Origin of the sequence: Micromonospora sp. AB353 (assembly GCF_049538395.1) — a bacterium.
GTDB classification, from domain to species: Bacteria; Actinomycetota; Actinomycetes; order Mycobacteriales; family Micromonosporaceae; genus Micromonospora; species Micromonospora aurantiaca.
On record NZ_JBMVFV010000100.1, the window covers coordinates 1 to 19,038 of the forward strand.

Annotated in this window: 16 protein-coding genes and 2 tRNA genes; 11 read left to right on the forward strand and 7 right to left on the reverse strand. The window is 72.6% G+C overall.

The genetic code is table 11. From position 1 onward, the window contains the following. Nucleotides 1-9 precede the first annotated feature (9 nt). Nucleotides 10-471: a hypothetical protein gene (locus ACPCK6_RS26590; RefSeq protein ID WP_423482537.1), complete on the reverse strand. Its 462-nt coding sequence runs from the start codon at nucleotides 469-471 to the stop codon at nucleotides 10-12. A gap of 328 nt (nucleotides 472-799) precedes the next feature. Here ACPCK6_RS26590 and ACPCK6_RS26595 point away from each other — a divergent pair, with 328 nt between their 5' ends. After that, nucleotides 800-2,680 carry a propionyl-CoA synthetase gene (locus ACPCK6_RS26595; RefSeq protein ID WP_423482538.1) on the forward strand — a complete coding sequence of 627 codons (1,881 nt, stop codon included), beginning with the start codon at nucleotides 800-802 and terminating at the stop codon, nucleotides 2,678-2,680. Nucleotides 2,681-2,756: 76 nt separating this feature from the next. Here ACPCK6_RS26595 and ACPCK6_RS26600 read toward each other — a convergent pair whose 3' ends face one another. Further along, on the reverse strand, nucleotides 2,757-4,880 hold the full coding sequence (locus ACPCK6_RS26600) for a M14 family zinc carboxypeptidase (RefSeq protein ID WP_423482539.1): 2,124 nt from the start codon (nucleotides 4,878-4,880) through the stop codon (nucleotides 2,757-2,759). 77 nt (nucleotides 4,881-4,957) lie between these two features. Beyond that, on the reverse strand, nucleotides 4,958-7,879 hold the full coding sequence (locus ACPCK6_RS26605; RefSeq protein ID WP_423482540.1) for an Hsp70 family protein: 2,922 nt from the start codon (nucleotides 7,877-7,879) through the stop codon (nucleotides 4,958-4,960). A gap of 130 nt (nucleotides 7,880-8,009) precedes the next feature. Between ACPCK6_RS26605 and ACPCK6_RS26610 the strand changes: the two genes are divergently transcribed. Genes ACPCK6_RS26610 through ACPCK6_RS26620 form a run of 3 tightly spaced genes read left to right on the forward strand, consistent with a single transcriptional unit; the run spans nucleotide 8,010 to nucleotide 10,159 of the window. Continuing rightward, nucleotides 8,010-8,657: an MOSC domain-containing protein gene (locus ACPCK6_RS26610; RefSeq protein ID WP_396881367.1), complete on the forward strand. Its 648-nt coding sequence runs from the start codon at nucleotides 8,010-8,012 to the stop codon at nucleotides 8,655-8,657. Between the two features lie 29 nt (nucleotides 8,658-8,686). Next, nucleotides 8,687-9,718 carry a questin oxidase family protein gene (locus tag ACPCK6_RS26615; protein ID WP_423482541.1) on the forward strand — a complete coding sequence of 344 codons (1,032 nt, stop codon included), beginning with the start codon at nucleotides 8,687-8,689 and terminating at the stop codon, nucleotides 9,716-9,718. 15 nt (nucleotides 9,719-9,733) lie between these two features. Beyond that, the gene (locus tag ACPCK6_RS26620; protein WP_357386351.1) at nucleotides 9,734-10,159 is read left to right on the forward strand and encodes a nucleoside deaminase; all 426 of its coding nucleotides are present in this window, start codon (nucleotides 9,734-9,736) and stop codon (nucleotides 10,157-10,159) included. Between the two features lie 33 nt (nucleotides 10,160-10,192). On the opposite strand, the gene ACPCK6_RS26625 is transcribed toward ACPCK6_RS26620, so the two are convergent. Further along, complete coding sequence (locus ACPCK6_RS26625; RefSeq protein ID WP_423482542.1) at nucleotides 10,193-10,846, reverse strand: Type 1 glutamine amidotransferase-like domain-containing protein; 654 nt, start codon at nucleotides 10,844-10,846, stop codon at nucleotides 10,193-10,195. 192 nt (nucleotides 10,847-11,038) lie between these two features. Further along, nucleotides 11,039-11,112 (reverse strand) — tRNA-Gly (locus ACPCK6_RS26630). A 280-nt stretch (nucleotides 11,113-11,392) separates the two neighbouring features. On the opposite strand from ACPCK6_RS26630, the gene ACPCK6_RS26635 reads away from it, so the two are divergent. The 5 genes from ACPCK6_RS26635 to clpX all read left to right on the forward strand — a co-directional run bounded on the left by ACPCK6_RS26635 (nucleotide 11,393) and on the right by clpX (nucleotide 15,976). Then, nucleotides 11,393-11,466, forward strand: a tRNA-Pro gene (locus ACPCK6_RS26635). 149 nt (nucleotides 11,467-11,615) lie between these two features. Then, on the forward strand, nucleotides 11,616-12,962 hold the full coding sequence (tig, locus tag ACPCK6_RS26640) for a trigger factor (protein WP_396881377.1): 1,347 nt from the start codon (nucleotides 11,616-11,618) through the stop codon (nucleotides 12,960-12,962). 175 nt (nucleotides 12,963-13,137) lie between these two features. Then, nucleotides 13,138-13,779 carry an ATP-dependent Clp protease proteolytic subunit gene (locus ACPCK6_RS26645; protein ID WP_018786886.1) on the forward strand — a complete coding sequence of 214 codons (642 nt, stop codon included), beginning with the start codon at nucleotides 13,138-13,140 and terminating at the stop codon, nucleotides 13,777-13,779. Nucleotides 13,780-13,793: 14 nt separating this feature from the next. Next, nucleotides 13,794-14,456 carry an ATP-dependent Clp protease proteolytic subunit gene (locus tag ACPCK6_RS26650; RefSeq protein WP_013288034.1) on the forward strand — a complete coding sequence of 221 codons (663 nt, stop codon included), beginning with the start codon at nucleotides 13,794-13,796 and terminating at the stop codon, nucleotides 14,454-14,456. A 227-nt stretch (nucleotides 14,457-14,683) separates the two neighbouring features. Further along, complete coding sequence (clpX, locus tag ACPCK6_RS26655) at nucleotides 14,684-15,976, forward strand: ATP-dependent Clp protease ATP-binding subunit ClpX (protein WP_013288033.1); 1,293 nt, start codon at nucleotides 14,684-14,686, stop codon at nucleotides 15,974-15,976. Between the two features lie 24 nt (nucleotides 15,977-16,000). Here the strand turns inward: clpX and ACPCK6_RS26660 are convergent, their stop codons facing one another. Further along, a complete protein-coding gene (locus ACPCK6_RS26660; protein WP_423482543.1) occupies nucleotides 16,001-16,624 on the reverse strand; it encodes a helix-turn-helix domain-containing protein in 624 nt (207 codons plus the stop codon). Between the two features lie 41 nt (nucleotides 16,625-16,665). Here ACPCK6_RS26660 and ACPCK6_RS26665 point away from each other — a divergent pair, with 41 nt between their 5' ends. Together ACPCK6_RS26665 and ACPCK6_RS26670 are read left to right on the forward strand one after the other, a co-directional pair. Continuing rightward, on the forward strand, nucleotides 16,666-17,499 hold the full coding sequence (locus ACPCK6_RS26665; RefSeq protein ID WP_396881379.1) for an EamA family transporter: 834 nt from the start codon (nucleotides 16,666-16,668) through the stop codon (nucleotides 17,497-17,499). Nucleotides 17,500-17,538: 39 nt separating this feature from the next. Further along, complete coding sequence (locus ACPCK6_RS26670; protein WP_423482544.1) at nucleotides 17,539-18,336, forward strand: carbon-nitrogen hydrolase family protein; 798 nt, start codon at nucleotides 17,539-17,541, stop codon at nucleotides 18,334-18,336. Nucleotides 18,337-18,342: 6 nt separating this feature from the next. Here the strand turns inward: ACPCK6_RS26670 and ACPCK6_RS26675 are convergent, their stop codons facing one another. Further along, on the reverse strand, nucleotides 18,343-18,564 hold the full coding sequence (locus ACPCK6_RS26675) for a hypothetical protein (protein ID WP_396881382.1): 222 nt from the start codon (nucleotides 18,562-18,564) through the stop codon (nucleotides 18,343-18,345). Between the last annotated feature and the right edge of the window lie 474 nt (nucleotides 18,565-19,038).

Consider the following 19,038-nt stretch of genomic DNA (forward strand, 5'->3'; position numbering starts at 1 on the left):
GTCTCGGCGTCAGAAGGTGGTCGGCGCGCCGGCCGTCTGGCAGGCCGCGTTGATGTCCTTGCCGGCCTTCTCCATGGCGGGGTTGTCGGCGGCGGTGCCCGGGTCGGCGGCCGAGCCCGCCTTGCCGGCCTCCGCGCCGAACTCCTTCAGGGCGGTGGCCGCCTTGCCGTCGCCGGCGGTCCCGGCGAGCTCTGTCACCCGGTCGCCGAGTTCGGTCAGGATCGCGCCGGTCTGCTTCGTCAGGTCGCCGCCCGACTGCACGGCGGTCATGAGCTTCGCCCGCATGTCCTTGTTGATCTTCTCGGCGGCGGTGCAGAGTTCCTTGTCGCTCATCGCGGCCGCCGACGGCGAGGGGGCAGCCGAGGAGGGGGCGGCGGAGGCCGAGGTGGCCGCCGGCCCGGCCGTGGTCGAGGGCTTCTCGTCGCCGCACGCGGCGAGCCCCAGCACGGCGCAGGTCAGGAGAATCGGCAAGATCCGATTGGTTTTCACGCCTGCGCACGCTAGTCGACAGCCGTGATCGATCAAACTCGGTTCGCCCGGGTCGGCCCCGGGATGCGCGGGCGGGCGGCATTCGCGCCGCCCGCCCGCGTGCCCGGCCGCGGTACGCCGCGACACCGGTCGTCTCTCCACCAGGACCGTGTTGACTTACCCCGCCCCGCGGGCTTCATCCGTCGCCCGTTGGGCTGAGCGGCCACCGCCCAGCGCCGTGAGCGGCCGTTCGGCGAGCCGGGGCGTGCTTCCGGCGCACCGACCCCGGCCGGCCGTCGTGCGGCGCGACCCCGCGGCGCAGCATGACGGCATGGGCGCGTATCGATCAGCGTACGAGCGGAGCATCGCCGACCCGGCCGGCTTCTGGCGGGACGCGGCGGCCGACATCGACTGGGTCGTCCCGCCGGAACGCATCCTCGACGACGAGGCGGCACCGCTGTACCGCTGGTTCCCCGACGGGGTGCTGAACACCTGCCACAACGCGCTGGACCGGCACGTCGCCGCCGGGCGTGGCGACCAGCCCGCGTTGATCCACGACAGCCCGGTGACCGGCACGGTCCGCACGCTCACGTACGCCGGACTGCTCGCCGAGACGGCCCGGTTCGCCGGTGCGCTGCGCCGGCTCGGCGTCGGCCGGGGCGACCGGGTGCTGCTCTACCTGGCGATGGTCCCGGAGGCGGTGATCGCCATGCTGGCCTGCGCCCGGATCGGCGCGGTGCACTCGGTGGTCTTCGGCGGCTTCGCCGCGCACGAGCTGGCCGTCCGGATCGACGACGCGCGGCCGAAGGTGGTGGTGGCGACCTCCTGCGGCATCGAGGCCGACCGGGTGGTGCCGTACCACCCGATCCTGGCCGCCGCGCTGGACGAGGCCGCGCACGCGCCGGAACGCTGCGTGGTGGTGCAGCGCCCGCAGGAACCGGCCCCGCTGGTGCCGGGCCGCGACCTGACCTGGGCCGAGGTGATGGCGGACGCGGAACCGGCGCCGTGTGAGCCGGTGGCCGCCACGGACCCGCTCTACGTCCTCTACACCTCCGGCACCACCGGCCGGCCCAAGGGCGTGGTGCGGGACAACGGCGGGCACGCGGTGGCGTTGCGCTGGTCGATGCGCAACGTCTACGGCATCGAGCCGGGCGAGGTCTTCTGGGCCGCCTCCGACGTGGGCTGGGTGGTCGGCCACTCCTACATCGTGTACGCGCCGCTGCTCACCGGCGCGACGACGGTGCTCTACGAGGGCAAGCCGGTCGGCACCCCGGACGCCGGGGCGTTCTGGCGGGTCGCCGCCGAGCACCGGGTGGCCGCGCTGTTCACCGCGCCCACAGCGATCCGGGCGATCCGCCGCCAGGACCCCGAGGGCAGCCACATCGACCGGTACGACCTGGGCGCGCTGCGTACCCTCTTCCTCGCCGGTGAGCGCCTGGACCCGGACACCTGGGCCTGGGCGGGGGAGCGGCTCGGCGTACCCGTGGTCGACAACTGGTGGCAGACGGAGACCGGCTGGCCGGTGGCGGCCAACCCGCGCGGCCTGGAGCCGCTGCCGATCAAGCCGGGGTCGCCGACGGTGCCGGTGCCCGGCTACGACGTGCGCGTGGTCGACGGCGCGGGACGGGACGTGCCGCCCGGCACGGACGGCTCGATCGTGATCCGGCTGCCGCTGCCGCCCGGCTGCCTGCCCACGCTCTGGGGCGACGACGAGCGGTTCGTCCGCTCCTACCTGTCGACGTTCCCCGGCCACTACCTGACCGGCGACGGCGGCCGGTTCGACGAGGACGGCTACCTGTACGTGATGGGCCGCACCGACGACGTCATCAACGTGGCCGGGCACCGCCTGTCCACCGGCGCGATGGAGGAGGTCCTGGCGACGCACCCGGCGGTGGCCGAGTGCGCGGTGATCGGCGTGGCGGACGCGCTGAAGGGGCAGGTGCCCAGCGGGTACGTGGTGCTCAAGGCCGGCGCCGACGTGGACCCGGACGCGCTCGCCGCCGAGCTGGTCGCGCTGGTCCGGCAGCGGATCGGCCCGGTGGCCGCGTTCCGCCGGGTGACAGTGGTGCCGGCGCTGCCCAAGACGCGCTCCGGGAAGATCCTGCGGCGCACCATGCGGGGCCTGGTGGAGGGGCGCGACGAGCCGGTCCCGGCGACCATCGACGACCCGGGCGCGCTCACCGTCTTCCGCGACCTCGGCACCGCTGACTGAGCCGGCCGGGCCGACGCGCCCCGGACGAGCTGACGCGGTCCCCGGCCGGACTCCACCGGCCGGGGACCGCGTGTGGTCAGCGCCGCACCGGGTTGTCGGCGGCGTAGTCGCGGGCGACCCGGACCAGCTCCACCAGGCCGCCGGCGTACTCCTGCGCCTCGGCGTGCGCCTCGTCGAACGGCGGCTGGAAGCCGACGCCCTCCCACTGGCCGGTGGCCTCGTTCCACCTGTCGTTTCCGACCTCGAAGTCCCAGGCGAAGATGCCCAGCTCGTAGTAGAGCTGGTCGGCCGAGTTGCCGGCCGCCGAGTAGAGCACGTCGGCGACCGGGCCGGTCTGCGACGGCCAGGTGACGGTGCCGCGCTCGGCCGCGATCGCGCCGACGATGCGCCGCGCGCTGCCCAGGAACAGCGTCGATTCGTCGATCGACGGGCGCGGCAGCGTCACCCGCCCGTCGGCCTTGTACGCCCCGGGCGGCCACATGAAGTAGCCGCCGTACGAGTGCACGTTCATCGCGAACGTGATGTTCGGGTGGGCCTTGGCCAGGTCGATGACGTTGCGGCTCTCCGGCTCGGACAGCTCCGCCGTGCCCGCGTAGTTGCCGGACAGGCAGTTCGCGCTCGCGCCCACGTACCCGTCGAACAGGGAGCCGACGGTGTAGTTGCGGTTGACGTCGACGCCCCACATGGTGCGGTATTTCGGGTCGCGGGAGGCGCCGGTGCAGTGGTTGACCAGGTTCTTGCGCTGGAAGTTGTAGTCGTTGAAGGAGTAGTTCGCGCCGTCCGGGTTCACCGTCGGGATGACGAACACGTCCACCTGCTCCAGCAGCCTGCGGGTCGCCGCGTCGGTACGCGCGTTCGCCAGCAGCCGCTCGGCGAACTCCAGCGTGACGAGCGGGGTGGCCCACTCGCGGGCGTGCTCCTGCGAGTACGCCAGCACACCGATGCGGGAGCCGTCGCGGTGCTTGCCGATCCGCAGCGCCTGCACCGTCCACGGCCGGGCCGGCACCTCGGTGCCCTGCAACCCGTCGTCGAGGCGTACCGGACCGGCCACCGGCATCGGCAGCCCGGCCGAGCCGTCCTCCACGGTGGCCCGGAAGCGGGCACCCCGCGGGGCGTTGATCAGGGCGGCGACATCGTCGGTGGTGCTCGTCACGGTGCCGGCGCGGTCGGTGGCCAGCGAGACGGTGAGCACCCGGTCCCGGTAGCGCATGCTCAGCGGCCGGTTCGGCCGGCCCGGGTCGACGGTGCGTACCTGCACGCCGTTCATGCCCTGGTCGCCGAAGCGGACCGACTCCACCACCACGGCGGCGGCCGCCGGGTCGCCCAGGTAGGCGGCGGCGTTCCGCCGGTAGCCCTGGGTCTTGTTCGGCAGGTCGATCACGTCGACCAGGTCGCGGTACTGGCGGCCGAGCCGGGCGATGCGCGCCTTGATGTCCACCGGCGTCAGGTACGCGTCGATGAAGTCCTTCTGGTAGCCGGCCGGCTGCGGCGGCGGGGTCGCATTCGGCCAGAGCGACGGTGTCACCGGCCGGCTCGTGCCGCCCAGCGTGGAGGTGGCGGTGAGCTGCACCGGCCGGCTCGGCACCGGCTGCGGCAGCGCGTAGTGGTACTGGTACTCGCCCGAGTCCTCGAAGCGGTACAGCGGGAACGAGCCGGTGGCGCCGTCGGCGGTCCGCCAGGTGACGGTGATCTCCACGTCCGGGTCGTCGGTGGCGGTGGTGGCGACCTGGGCCTGGAGGAACGTCCGGCCGCCGGTGGTCCACCAGTACGCCTGGAGGAACTGGAGCGTGTCGACAGCGGTGGCGGCGCCGCTCGTCCGCAGCCCGGCGCGGGTGCGCTCCTGCGCGGCGCGGCGGCTCTCGGCCAGGTGCCGGGTTCCGTCGTCGGCGCGCTGCACCACCTGCATCGCGGTGGCGCCCTGCCGGGTGAGGTCGGCGAGCTGCCGTCCGGTGAGGACCAGGTCGGCGGTCCACGCGCCGTCGCGGGAGCGGGGGCGGTTGGCCAGGTCGGCGCCGCCGGCGACCAGGCGGTCGAGCTGCGCCCGGTCGGCGAGCCGCACGCGGACCAGCGCGGTCTCGGTGGGGGCGAGCGTGATCGCGGGGGAGGGCGGTGCGGCGGCGCCCGGCCCGGGATGGGCCAGCGCCGCGGCGATCAGGATGCTGGTGGTGGCGAGTGCGGTCCACCGTCGTCGGACGAACACGGGGCCTCCTGACGAACGTCGATCTCTCTGCCGTTCACACCAGCCGAGGCATCGATCGCTGTCAAGCTCACTTCCGGTCAGCCGGCGAACCGGTACAACCGGAACTCCTTCTCCGCGCCGCACACCAGCATCTCGGTGTTCCACGAGCAGGATTCGCTGCGGATCTGCTTGAGCTGCCCCATCTCGACCGGTTTGCCGTCCACAGCCGTCCCGGCGAGGACGCGGTCGTCCTCGTACGCGCTGGGCGCCTCGGAGAAGATCAGCAGGTTGCCGGCGTCCAGCCGGACCGCCGTCCCGTCCCGGTCACGCAGCACCGGCGTGCCGTCCGGCGCGAACAGCGTCACCGCCTCCGGCGAGTCCCGCCCGGCCAGCACGTGCTCACCGACCGGCACCAGCGACTCGGCGCGCGGCGCCGGCCACTGCCGGGTGCCCTCGCCCTCGGTCGCCGACACCACCCGGGTGTCGTCGGCGCCGCTGCCCGGCGTCTCCAGCAGACACACGCGACGCTCTCCGCAAGTGACGAGATCCTTCACCCGGCCGCCCTGTTCCGGGGCCTCGTACAGCACGCTCGGCGTGCCGAGACCGCCCAGGTCGTAGGCGAGCAGCCGCAGGCCGCGCTCGTTCTCCGCGACGTACAGCCGGTCGTCGCGGGCGGCCACCGGATCGTCGAGCCCGGCGACGTTGCCCCGGTCCTTGAGGATCCTCCCGCTGCGCATGTCGACGACCCGGACCGACCGGTCCGCGCCGACCTGGACGAGCCGGTCCGCCTTCCCGGCCCACGGGGCGAGCGGCGAGCCCTCGGTGTCGCCGGGCCCGTCCAGTGCCGCGCCGGTGCCGACCGGGACCACCTTCGTGCGCGCGTCGCCGTACTCGGTGCGCGGGTTGGGCCGTTCCCACCGCTGCCGGCCGTCGCTCAGCCGCAGCCCGACCAGGCGTTCGCCGGTGCGGTCCAGCCGGACGATCGTGTCCGGCCCGAGGTACAGGGTGTCGTCGCGGCCGACGTCGGTCCGCCAGCGCTGGTCGCCGGAGTCCTCGTCGAGCACCGCGAGCACGCGGGGGGTGTCGCTTCCGGTGGCGTCGCCGAGGACGAGCAGCCCGTCGGGCAGCGCCCGGATCCCGGCCCACCGCTGCGCGGCCGCGTCGGTCCGCTTCTCCCAGACCGTCTTCCCGGTGGCCGCCTCGACGGCCGTCACGTGGAGATGGTCGTCGGGCAGCGAACGGACCAGGTAGACGCGTTCCCCGAGCGTCGCGGTGAACATCTGGTCCGGCCGCGTGTCACCGGCGGCCACCGTCTTCACCAGCTCCGCGGTGTGGAAGTCCAGTGCCGGATGCCGGTCCCGGAACACCCAGAGCAGCACCGACGCCGCCACGGCGACGACCACCAGACCCGCGCCGAGCGCGATCCACCGGCCGCGCCGGGGCCGGCCGCCGCCGCCGGGCCGGACCCCGTCCGGAGCGGGGGAGAACGGCGTCCCGGGTACGCCGGGCTGCCAGCCGCCGGGCGGGGGAGCGGACGGTCCGGGTACGCCGTAGCCGGCGGGGTGGGGCGGAACCGGCCCGTGGGCGGCCGGCATGTGGTCGTACCTCGTGGGCTGTGGCGGAACCGGGCCCGGCGTGCCGTCGTACCTCGTGGCGGCTGTCTGCGGGGCGGGGCCGTCGGCGACCAGCGTGCCGTGCGGTCCGGCGGACGCCGCGTCCGGACCGCCGAGCGGCGCGGTCGGGTTCGGCCTCGTCGCACCGGCCGGGACCGTGGCGGCGTCGGTCCCGCCCGCGGCCGGCGCGGGCCGTGTCGACTCGGGTTGCGTCGGCGCGGGTGGTGCCGGCGCGGCCTGGACCGGGACGCCGGGACGGCCGGACCGCCGGGGCAGCGGCAGGTCGGTGAGCGCGCCCTCGGCGACAGGCATCTCCGGCTGCTCCAGCACCGTCGGCGCGATGCCCAGCTCGGCGTGCAGCAGCCGGGCCACCAGCGGCACCCGGGTCGACCCGCCGACCAGGAACAGGCCGGAGAGCTGCTCGGGGCGCAGCCCGGCGGCGGCGGTCACCTCGCGGGTCTCCGTCACCGCTCGGGCCAGCAGGGGCGCGGCCAGGCGTTCGAAGTCCTCCCGGGACAGCGGCACCGCCGCCTCCACCCCCGGTACGGCCACCGGCGCGACCATCGCCCGGGACAGCATCTCCTTCGCGCCGCGCACGTTGTCCCACAACTGCTGGCGGGCCCGCCGCTCGGCGGTGGTCGACGGGTCGGTCAGCCGGGCCCACTCGCCCGGATGGGCCGGGCCGACCAGTTCGCCGAGCCGTCCGAGCAGGGCCGCGTCCAGGTCGAGACCGCCGAGGTCGGGGATCCCGCCGGTGGCGACGAGCTGAAAGCCGGAGTCGCCCCACGGGTCGGCGCCCTCGTTGCGCAGCACCGCCACGTCGAGCGTGCCGCCGCCGAAGTCGAACACCGCCACCGCACCGCCGACCGGCACCGGCCGGCGCAGCACCTGCGTGAAGTAGCGCGCCGCGGCCACCGGCTCCCGCAGCAGACGGGTGCCGGGCGCGATCGGCCCGGCGAGGGTGTGCTCGGCGGCCGCCGGCCAGCCGGCGAGTTCCAGCGCGTCGTGCAGCACCTGACGGCGGGCCGGCGTCCAGGCCGCCGGGTGGGTGACCACCGCCGGGGGCAGCATCCCGACCGCCGCCACCGCCGCGTCCGCGACCGCGCGCAGCGTCGCGGCCAGCAGCTCCGCCGGCCGGTACGCCCGCCCGCCCAGCTCCACCGTCTCCTCGTCGACCCGGCGCTTCGGGTTCGGCTCGTAGCCGGCCGGGTCGGCCTGGGCGAGGCGCTGCGCGTCCCGCCCGACGTGCAGGTGACCGTCCGCGTCGGCGTACACGCCGGACGGCAGGATCGGGTGGCCGTCGACGAGGACCGGCCGGGTCCGCCCGTCCGGCCAGCGCAGCACCGCCACCGTGTTCGAGGTGCCGAGGTCCACGCCGAGGGCGAAACCGTCCTGCTGGCCTGCCATCCGCGGCTACCTCCACCACCCGACGAGGATGTCCGGCCCGCATCGTACGCAGGCCGCGCCGCCGCGCCGTTCACCCGGCCCGGGGGAATGGACTGGCCCGTCCGGACCTGCGCCGCATACCGTCGCCGTCATGAGGGTGATCTCCGTCAACGTGGGCCGACCGCAACCGAACCCGTGGAAGGGGATCGGCGCCACCGGCATCGACAAGCGGCCCGTGGACGGCCGGGTCGCCGTGACCGCGCCCGGCCCCAAGGGCACCGGGGCGGTCGGGCTCGCCGGTGACCGGGTCTACGACGTGGCCCACCACGGCGGCAGCGACCAGGCGGTCTACGCGTACGCCCGGGAGGACCTGGACCACTGGGAGGCCGAGCTGGGCCGTCCGCTCGCCGACGGCAGCTTCGGGGAGAACCTGACCACCACCGGGCTGGACGTCAACGGCGCGCTGATCGGCGAGCGGTGGCGGATCGGGCCGGACCTGGTGCTGGAGGTCTCCTGCCCGCGCATCCCCTGCGGCACGTTCCAGGGGTGGCTGGGCGAACGCGGCTGGATCAAGCGGTTCACCGAGCAGGTACGGCCCGGGGCGTACCTGCGGGTGATCACGCCGGGCAGTGTCGGCGCCGGAGACCCGGTCGAGGTCGTGCACCGGCCGGACCACGACGTGACTGTGGCGCTGGTGTTCCGGGCCACGACGCTGGAGACGGAGCTGCTGCCCCGGCTGCTGGTCGCCGACGCGCTCCCCGAGGAGGACATGGCGCGGATCCGCCGCCGCTTGACCTGAACCACACTTCAGGTCGGACGCTTCCCGGTGTGCTGAACTCCGTACTCGACGAGGCGTACGAGCGCGTACGCCACACCGGTCCCGAGCGCGACGGGTGGCTGTCCAACCACGTGCCGATGGCGGCGGAGGCGCTGGTGCGCCACGGCCACGAGCGGGCGGTGCACCGCTGGATCGACGCGTACTCCGACCGGTTGGAGGAACGCCCGCGTGGCATCGGGCGCATCGCTCCCGAGGAGTGGCGCGACCCGCTCGGCGACCCGGTGCGTACCGGCGACTGGCTCGACCTGTTCGACCGTGAGCTGGCCGGCGAGCCGTGGCGCGACGTGCTGGCCCGCTGGTGGCCGCGCCTGCTGCCGGGCATCGCCGCCGGGGCCACCCACGGTGTCATCCGGGTCGGGCACGCCGTGCGCGCGCTGCTCGACGCCGAGACCGCACCGCGGGTGACCGAACTCGGCCAGGGGCTCGCCTACTGGGCCGCCCGCTGGCAGCCGCTCGCCCCGCCCGGCACCGGGCCGTACCCCGGAACCGACGCCCGGTCCGCGCTCGACGCCGTGCCCCGCGTACCCGATCAGCGGTTCGGCATCCGGTCCCGCCTGGCGCAGCTCGCCGACCTGGACCGGTGGCCGGCCGCCGCGGCCGCAGTGCCCGGCGACGCCGCCGCCGACGTGCCTGCCCGGCTCGCCGCCGTCGTCGACGCCGCGGTGCTCCGGCACGGCACGCACGGGTACGCCAGTCCCGTGATGCTCGTGCACGCCGCCACCGCGCCGAACGCCGTCCTGCGTACGCTGCCGGCCCTGCCGCCCGCGCTCTGGCAGCCGAGCCTGGCCGCCGCCTGGGCGGCGACCGCCGCCGTCACCGCCGCCTACGCCCCGGCCGGGGCCCGTGCCCTCCCGCCGGCCGCCGGGCCGGAACTCGACGAGGTCATGGCGCGGGCGCTGGACACCGGGGACGCGCACGCGATCAAATTCATCGACACCCTGAGCGACGCGTACGCCCGCAGCGGCGACCCGGCCCTGCTCGCCGTGGCCGCCCGATCCGTCGCGCAGATCGCCGCAGACTGAACACGTGGAGGGCCGATGACACCCGACGACGAGGCGTTCCTGCGCCGCGCCGTGGAACTCGCCGACCGGGCCGGCGCGTCCGGCGAGCGGCCGTTCGCGTCGCTGCTCGTCGGCGCGGACGGCACCGTCCTGATCGAGGACCACAACACCGTGGTCTCCGACCGGGACGTCACCGCCCACCCGGAGCTGAAGCTGGCCCGCTGGGCCGCCCGGCAGCTCGCCCCCGAGGCGGCGGTCGCGACCACCATGTACACCAGTTGCCAGCCCTGCCCGATGTGCACAGTCGCGATCAACGCATCGGGCCTCGGCCGGGTCGTATACGCGCTGTCCACCGAGCAGTTCGAGCAGGTCAAGCCCGCGACGCCCGCGCCGCGTCCGGTGCGGTACGACGGGCCGGCGCTGTTCGACGAGGCACGCCGGCCGATCGAGGAGCACTACTAGGCGCATCGGCACCGATCGGCTGGAGATGGCTGCTCACGCGGGGAATCGCCTCCACTGCCCCTCGGAGACGACCTCGACGGCACCGTCGGTCACCTTGACGGCCGTCTGGTCGTCGATCGCGTACGCCGGACCGGCGATCTCGGCCGCCCATTTCTCGGCAGACGCCATGGTGTTGTCCGGTTCGAGGCCCAGGTGCGGGAAGATCGAGAAGTCGACGATCCCGAGCGTGCGGTCGTCGGGTGCGGACTGCCACTCGACGAATTCCGTACCGATCCGGGGGGTGAGCACCATGCTGCCGGCGCTCAGCCCGACCCAGACGGTGTCCCGCAGCGACGGCAGGAGGTCCGCCAGCCCGGACTGCCGCATCCAGTGGCACAGGTACGTCGCGTCGCCGCCGTGCACGAGCAGGACGTCGGCCTCCCGGACCCAGGGGACCCAGTGCTCCCGGCCGATGCTGGGTAGCGCTGTCAGTTCGAGGACGCCCAGCGACTTCCAGCCGAGGCCGCTCATGGGCAGCGGCGTCTGGCCGGTGATGAAGCGCCAGGCCGAGGCGGGTCCGCCCATCGGGTAGGCGGCTGTGGGGATGCAGAGGGCGCTGGATTCGGCGATCGGCTTGCCGAGCAGGTCGACCAGCGCATCGTTGATGCTCGGGTTCTGGACGCCTGCGGATGTGAGGAGAAGTTTCACGCTTGCCTCCTGTGTGTGGCGGTCATGACGCTCTGCCCGGTGTCCGGAGATCGGTGCACAGGAATGCTGACCGGACGCGGTAACGAAACTCATCGCTGTCGACCCGGGGCCAGGGATGGCCGCGAGATCCGCCGACGGGAATGCAGAAGGCCCAGGTGCCGCGATCATGCGGTTTGCCTGGGCCTTCGTGGGTGGAGCGGGCGACGGGAATCGAACCCGCACCGTCAGTTTGGAAGACTGAAGCTCTGCCATTGAGCTACGCCCGCGAGCGCCCCACCACAGCAGGGCGCGCCGACAGCGTACCCAATGAACCACGGCCACCGCGCAGCGCGTACCCGGAGGTTCCCGCCGACCTTCAAGATCCACGCCACTTCGGCGAGGTGGCGCCTTCCCGGGCCCTCGGACCCAGCCACTTCCCCGAACTGGCGCCGGGCGCCCGGCGCCTGGCGCCGCCCGCCCGGCGGCGCCCGGCCGCGCCCCGGCGGCGCCGCGCCGTGCCCCGTCACCCGCGCGGGTGGCCGGACGGCATACACTCTTCGTCGCCACCGGGGTGTGGCGCAGCTTGGTAGCGCACTCGCTTTGGGAGCGAGGGGCCGTGGGTTCAAATCCCGCCACCCCGACTGTCGTTCGCGACCGGATCGTCCCGGGAACCGCCGGTTTTATCCGCGCGGTGCCCGGGCCCTGCCGATGCCGTCGGCCGGCTCGCCTACACTCGATGCGCGCAATCACGCCCCAGACTCAACACCCAGATCCGTCAAGGAGTACGCCTGTGAAGAGCACCGTCGAGACTCTGAGCCCGACGCGCGTGCGGCTCGCCATCGAGGTGCCGTTCGTCGAGCTCGAGCCGAGCCTCAAGAAGGCGTACCGGGAGATCGGCCAGCAGGTCCAGGTTCCCGGCTTCCGCCGGGGCAAGGTTCCCAGCGCGGTGATCGACCAGCGGGTGGGCCGGGGGACCGTCCTCAACGAGGCGATCCAGGAGGCCATCCCGCAGAACATCCTGGCCGCGGTCCGGGAGCACGACCTGAAGACGCTGGGCCGTCCCGAGGTCGACATCACCGAGTTCAACGACGGTGACACGCTCAACTTCACCGCCGAGGTGGATGTCCGGCCCGAGATCACCCTGCCGGACCCGGCCACCATCGAGGTGACCGTCGACGAGATCCAGATCGACGACAGCGAGATCGACGAGCAGATCAACAGCCTGCGCGAGCGCTTCGCCACGCTGAAGACCGTCGAGCGGGCCGCCCAGGAGGGCGACTTCGTGCAGATCGACCTGAACGCCACCGTCGACGGCGAGGAGGTTCCGGGCGGCTCGGCGAGCAACATCTCGCACGAGGTGGGCAGCAAGCAGCTCCTGCCGGGGCTGGACGAGGCGCTCGTCGGCCTGGCCGCCGGCGACAGCACCACCTTCACCACGCAGCTCGTCGGCGGCGACTACGCCGGCCGCGACGCCGACGTGGCGGTGACCGTCCGCACGGTCAAGGAGAAGGAGCTCCCCGAGCTCAACGACGACTTCGCGCAGATGGCCAGCGAGTTCGACACCATCGACGAGCTGCGTGGCGACCTGCGGGAGCGGGTCACCCGGGGCAAGCAGGTCGAGCAGATCTACGCCGCCCGTGACAAGGCCCTGGAGCAGATGGTGGCCGCCGCCGAGGTGCCGGCGCCCGAGGGTGTCGTCAAGGAGGAGGTCGAGAGCCGCAAGGCCGCGATGATCGACCAGCTCGAGCGCATCGGCGCCTCCCTGGAGGAATACCTCGCAGCGGAGGAGAAGACCGAGGAGCAGATCGACACCGAGCTGACCGAGGCGGCGACCGACGGCGTCAAGATCCAGCTCCTGCTGGACACCCTGGCCGACGCCGAGGACGTGCAGGTCTCCGACGACGAGTTCGGTCACGAGATCGTGCACCGGGCGCAGCGCGCCGGCATGGCCCCGCAGCAGTACTACGACCAGCTGGTCCGCTCCGGCGCCGCCGCGGCCGTCTTCGGCGACGTCCGCCGGGGCAAGGCGCTCGCCGCGGTGATGGAGAAGATCAAGATCAAGGACTCGGCGGGCAACGAGGTCTCCCTCGACGCGCTGCGGGCCCAGAACGAGGCCGAGCACGACCACCAGCACTGATCATCGGGGGTTTCGGCCGCCGTCCCGCGCTGCGCGCCGGGAGGCGGCCGAAACCCTTTCCGGGGTACGCCGTGCGGGTGACTGCGCTGAGAGCGAACAGTGCCCCGACCGGGAGTACGCCTCCCGGCTGAGCGGTTAGTGTCGGGTAGGACGGTACGGAGAGCGAAGGGCTGCCATGACCGACATGCACATCCCCAAGAAGTCGCTCCGGGTGAACGAGGCCCGCGGTGGCGACTCCATTGGCAACCTCGACGACTCGGTCTACAACCGGTTGCTCAAGGAACGGATCATCTTCCTCGGCAGCGAGGTGAACGACCAGGTGGCCAACCGCATCTGCGCGCAGCTCCTGCTGCTCGCCGCGGAGGACCCGGACCGCGACATCTTCCTCTGGATCAACTCGCCGGGTGGCTCGGTCTACTCCGGCATGGCGATCTACGACACCATGCAGTACATCGACAACGACGTCTCGACAGTGGCGATGGGCATGGCCGCCTCCATGGGGCAGCTGCTGCTCTGCGCCGGCACCAAGGGCAAGCGCTACGCCCTGCCGCACGCGCGGATCATGATGCACCAGCCCTCGGGCGGTCTCGGCGGCACCGCGTCGGACATCGCGATCCAGGCCGAGCAGATGCTCTACACCAAGCGGATGTTCCAGGAGCGGGTCGCGTTCCACACCGGCCAGTCCCAGGAGCAGATCGAGGCCGACTCGGACCGCGACCGTTGGTTCACCGCCCAGGAGGCCATGGACTACGGCTTCATCGACAAGGTGATCATCGGAGCCGCCCAGGTTCCGGATGGCGCCGGGACCCTGAGCTGAGCGAGGAGCTGACGATGACCGACCTGAGCCTGCCGCCCCAGTTCGCGGCCGTGCACAACCGCTACGTCCTGCCGTCGTTCGTCGAGCGCACGTCGTACGGGATGAAGGAGTCCAACCCGTACAACAAGCTCTTCGAGGACCGGATCATCTTCCTCGGCGTCCAGGTGGACGACGCGTCGGCGAACGACGTGATGGCCCAGCTGCTGACGCTGGAGGGCACCGACCCGGACCGCGACATCATCATGTACATCAACTCGCCCGGTGGCTCCTTCACCGCCATGACGGCGATCTACGACACCATGCAGTACGTCCGCCCGGACATCCAGACCGTCTGCCTCGGGCAGGCGGCGAGCGCGGCGGCGGTGCTGCTCTCCGCGGGCACGCCGGGTAAGCGGATGGCGCTGCCCAACTCCCGGATCATCATCCACCAGCCGGCCACCGAGGGCGGCTACGGCCAGGGCTCGGACATCGAGATCCAGGCGCGGGAGATCCTGCGGATGCGGACGCAGCTGGAGGACATGCTGTCCCGCCACTGCAACCGGCCGATCGAGCAGGTCCGTAAGGACATCGACCGTGACAAGATCATGACGGCCGAGGAGTCCAAGGAGTACGGGCTGGTCGACACGATCCTGACCAGCCGCAAGAAGGGTCTGCTGGCGTCGCACGCCGCGGGCTGAGCAACGTGTGGTCGGAGGTCGATCGGGGTATCGTTCCCGGTCGACCTCTGACACACCCGTTTTGGGGGTCGGAGAAAACCCGGCCACCGGGTAACGTCGGGTCTGTACCGCTCCGCCGGTCGGATCAGGTGGAGCCGACAGCATGGTGGGACGACAGGACGGACGGGCGCTCCGGCGCTCGCAGGTCAGGGCCGGCGTTCCGGCCGACGAGTGCAGGGAGAACGTAGGTGGCACGGATCGGTGACGGCGGCGACCTACTGAAGTGCTCGTTCTGCGGCAAGTCGCAGAAGCAGGTCAAGAAGCTCATCGCGGGCCCTGGTGTCTACATCTGCGACGAGTGCATCGACCTCTGCAACGAGATCATCGAAGAGGAGCTGGCCGAGTCCGGCGAGGTGAAGTGGGAAGAGCTTCCCAAGCCGATGGAGATCTGCCAGTTCCTCGACAACTACGTCGTCGGTCAGGAGCAGGCCAAGAAGGCGCTCGCCGTCGCGGTCTACAACCACTACAAGCGAATCCAGGCCGAGGCCGCTGGCGCGCCGGGCTCCGGCACCGACGGCGTCGAGCTGGCCAAGTCGAACATCCTGCTGCTCGGCCCGACGGGCTGCGGCAAGACGCACCTGGCGCAGACGCTCGCCCGGATGCTGAACGTCCCGTTCGCGATCGCGGACGCCACCGCGCTCACCGAGGCGGGCTACGTCGGTGAGGACGTCGAGAACATCCTGTTGAAGCTGATCCAGGCCGCTGACTACGACATCAAGCGCGCCGAGACCGGCATCATCTACATCGACGAGGTCGACAAGATCGCCCGCAAGTCGGAGAACCCGTCGATCACCCGTGACGTCTCCGGCGAGGGCGTGCAGCAGGCGCTGCTGAAGATGCTCGAGGGCACCGTCGCCAACGTGCCGCCGCAGGGCGGGCGTAAGCACCCGCACCAGGAGTTCATCCAGATCGACACCACGAACGTGCTGTTCATCTGCGGTGGCGCGTTCGCCGGGCTCGACCAGATCATCGAGGCCCGCACCGGCTCCGGCGGCACCGGCTTCGGCGCCCGGCTCCGGTCGGTGTCCGAGCGGTCGACCGACGACATCTTCAGTCAGGTCATGCCGGAGGACATGCTGAAGTTCGGGCTCATCCCCGAGTTCATCGGCCGGCTTCCGGTGATCACCAATGTGCGCAGCCTCGACCGCTCGGCCCTGGTGCGGATCCTGACCGAGCCGCGCAACGCGCTGGTCCGGCAGTACCAGCGCCTGTTCGAGCTGGACGGCGTCGAGCTGGAGTTCGAGCAGCCCGCGCTGGAGGCCATCGCCGACCAGGCCATGCTCCGCGGCACCGGCGCCCGCGGCCTGCGGGCGATCATGGAAGAGGTGCTCCTCTCCGTGATGTACGAGGTGCCGAGCAACCCCGACGCCGCCCGGGTGCTGATCACCCGCGAGGTCGTCCTGGAGAACGTCAACCCGACGATCGTGCCCCGCGAGTTCACCGGCCGGCGCCGGCGGGACCGCGAGGAGAAGTCGGCCTGACCGCCGTTCGCGACCGCGCCCGGGTCAGTTCGGGCGCGGTCCGCGTGAACGGGTCCGCCGGTCCCACTCGCCCGACGGGGTGACCACCACCATCATCAGGCGCACCGGTTCCTCACCGGCGGTGCGGTAGCCGTGCTCCCGGTCGGCGTGGAACTCGACCGTCTCGCCGGCGCGTACCTCGTGGTCCACGCCGTCGACGGTGACTGTCGCGGCGCCGTCGAGCACGTGCAGGATCTCCCGGGTGCCGTGGGCGTGGTCGGGGGACCGCAACGCCTCGCCGGGTTCCATCCGCCAGTCCCACAGCTCGACCAGGCCGGGTTCGCCGAGTCCGCTGAGCAGACGCGCCAGGCCGCCGTGCGGGCCGCGCCACAGCACCGGCGCCTCGTCCGCCGCGCTGACCCGTACCGTGCTCTGTTCGGCCGGCTCCAGCAGCCGGGCGATGCTGACGCCGAACGCGTCGGCGACCCGGCAGAGCGTGCCGATGCTCGGGTTGGTGCGTGCCCCCTCGATCTGCACCAGCATCCCCTTGCTGACCCCGGACCGGCCGGCCAGTTCCTCGAACGACCAGCCCCGCGCCGCTCGCAGCTCACGTACCTGGCGGGCGACGGCTGAGGTCACCGCGCCGATCCGTCCACCGGTCTCGGTCATCACACTCTCCTTCACGGTCACTATTGTGGTACGACTGCCTGATGCTCCCCATTGTCCTCGCCGCCGTGTCCGCGCTCGCCTTCGGCACTGCCGACTTCGCCGGCGGCAAGGCGTCCCGGCGCGCGGACCCGATCGCCGTGACCGTGGTGTCGCAGATCCTCAGCGTTCCGCTGCTGCTCGTCCTCGTCCTCGTCGTGCCCGGCAGGCCGAGCCCGCTCGACCTCGGCTGGGGCCTGCTCGCCGGGATAGCCGGCGCGGGCGGCGTCATGCTGCTCTACCGCGCACTCGCCACCGGCGTGATGGCCGTCGTCGCGCCGGTCACCGCGATCACCGCGGCGATCGTGCCGATCATCGCCGGCTTGGTCCTCGCGCACTCGCCGGGTGCCGTAGCGCTCGGCGGCGCCGGGCTCGCCGTGGTCGCCATCGGGCTGGTCAGCCTGGGGGAGCGCGGCACGGCCCGCCGCGTCTCCGGCCGCGTGCTCGGCACGGCACTGGCCGCCGGGCTGCTCTTCGGCATCTTCTTCGCGCTGCTCGGCCAAGCCGACGAGAGCGCCGGCATGTGGCCGGTTCTGGCGGTACGCGTCAGCTCGATCGCGTTCGGCCTCGCGCTCGCCGTCCGTACCGGTGCACGCCTGCGACTGGGGCGGCGCGTCCTCGGCTGGGCCGCGACCGCCGGCCTGCTCGACTCCGCCGCGAACGCGCTGTTCCTCGCCGCGGCGGGCCGCGGGCACCTGAGCGTGGTGGCCGCCATCGCCTCGCTCTACCCGGCGAGCACCGTCCTGCTCGCGCTCGCCGTCGACCGGGAACGGCTCCGGCCGGCACAGGTGGCCGGGCTCGGCTTCGCCGCGGCGGCGCTCGTCCTGTCCAGCGTCTGAGCCCTGTCGCGCGCCCGCCTCCGCCCGTACCCTCGGGTCATGCGCGTCGCCGTCTGCCAGCTCAACGCCCGCGACGACCGGGCGGCGAACCTCGCCGCCGCCGAGGCCCTGCTGGTCAGGGCCGCGGCGGCCGGCGCGGATCTCGCCCTCCTTCCGGAGTACGTCGACTACCTCGGTCACGCCGACCAGATGCCGCCGGCCGAGCCGGTCGACGGGACGGTGGGGCGGTTCTTCGCGGAGACCGCCCGGCGGCTGGGCATGTGGGTGATCGCCGGCTCGTTCCACGAGGCCGGCCCGGATCCGGCGCACACCTGGAACACCTCGCTGGTCTTCGACCGCGAGGGCGCGCTCGCCGCCACCTACCGCAAGATCCATCTGTACGACGTGGAGATCCCCGGCCGCGTCTCCTACCTCGAGTCGGCAACAGTCGCGCCGGGCGAGAAGCCCGTGGTGGTCGACGTCGAGGGTCTGCGGGTCGGTCTGTCCATCTGTTACGACCTGCGGTTCCCGGAGTTGTACCGGCAGCTCGCGACAGACGGCGGCGCCGAACTGCTCGTGGTGCCGGCGGCGTTCATGATGCACACCGGGCGGGATCACTGGGAGGTGCTGCTGCGGGCCCGAGCGATCGAGAACCAGTGCTTCGTGGCGGCGGCCGGACAGACGGGTGACCACGACCCGGGCCGGACCTGCTTCGGGCGCAGCATGGTGGTCGACCCGTGGGGGACCGTGCTGAGCCAGGTCGGCGACGGTCCGGGGCTGGCGGTCACCGAGATCGACCTGGAGCGCCTGCGGACGATCCGCGCGGAGCTGCCCAGCCTGGCCAACCGCCGGCTCTGACGGTTGTCAGCCCCCGAAGAGCAGACCCAGAGCGGCGATCCCGGCGATCGCCGCCGCGGTGACCAGGAGAGCGGTGGTCATCCGCGAGGGACCGCGCCGGGCCAGGCGCCTGATCGACAGCACCAGGACGGCGAGCACGACGGCCCCGATCACCAACTGCCAGAACGGCAGCAGGAGGCCGAGCAGAGCGTCCTCGGCGAGGGCCGGGACCGGGGACGGATCATCCATGCCGACCACTCTGGCACGGCACCGCACCGGACGACCCCTCCGACCGCGGCCTCGCCGCGGAAACGGCCGGCGTTCACCCAATGACGATCATTGATTTGCCTTCCGAGGCGGGTCCGCGTAACTTTCTCTCTGCACGCGGGAGGCCGGGCAAACCGGCCGAGAACGGGCGCCAGGCTGGTGGCGGTGACGCCGAGCCAGACTGAGATTCGGGCGGTGCTCGGCACTCCGGGACACGGAGTTGCAAACGCGAAGCCGACCGGGTAGAGTTCGAAAGCCGGCAGGGAGCCGGGCGGGTGGTTGCGAGAGCGACGCCGGCCGGTCCGCCGAAACCCACGAGAGCAACGACCACCGGGAACGGTGAGCGTCAGCGTGGGTCTGGTCGAGCCAAGTTGATCACCTCAAACGCGAGGTTGACGACAGAAGCAAGACCGAGTAGGTTGGAGAGGTTGCCCCAAACGGGGGTTCCGCCAGCGC

Coding starts and splice junctions, on each gene's coding strand:
- ACPCK6_RS26665 (WP_396881379.1), top strand. CDS start 16,666: ATGCTCCCCATTGTCCTCGCCGCCGTGTCCGCGCTCGCCTTCGGCACT.
- ACPCK6_RS26610 (WP_396881367.1), top strand. CDS start 8,010: ATGAGGGTGATCTCCGTCAACGTGGGCCGACCGCAACCGAACCCGTGG.
- ACPCK6_RS26605 (WP_423482540.1), bottom strand. CDS start 7,879: ATGGCAGGCCAGCAGGACGGTTTCGCCCTCGGCGTGGACCTCGGCACC.
- ACPCK6_RS26595 (WP_423482538.1), top strand. CDS start 800: ATGGGCGCGTATCGATCAGCGTACGAGCGGAGCATCGCCGACCCGGCC.
- ACPCK6_RS26670 (WP_423482544.1), top strand. CDS start 17,539: ATGCGCGTCGCCGTCTGCCAGCTCAACGCCCGCGACGACCGGGCGGCG.
- ACPCK6_RS26620 (WP_357386351.1), top strand. CDS start 9,734: ATGACACCCGACGACGAGGCGTTCCTGCGCCGCGCCGTGGAACTCGCC.
- ACPCK6_RS26660 (WP_423482543.1), bottom strand. CDS start 16,624: ATGACCGAGACCGGTGGACGGATCGGCGCGGTGACCTCAGCCGTCGCC.
- ACPCK6_RS26675 (WP_396881382.1), bottom strand. CDS start 18,564: ATGGATGATCCGTCCCCGGTCCCGGCCCTCGCCGAGGACGCTCTGCTC.
- ACPCK6_RS26650 (WP_013288034.1), top strand. CDS start 13,794: ATGACCGACCTGAGCCTGCCGCCCCAGTTCGCGGCCGTGCACAACCGC.
- ACPCK6_RS26645 (WP_018786886.1), top strand. CDS start 13,138: ATGACCGACATGCACATCCCCAAGAAGTCGCTCCGGGTGAACGAGGCC.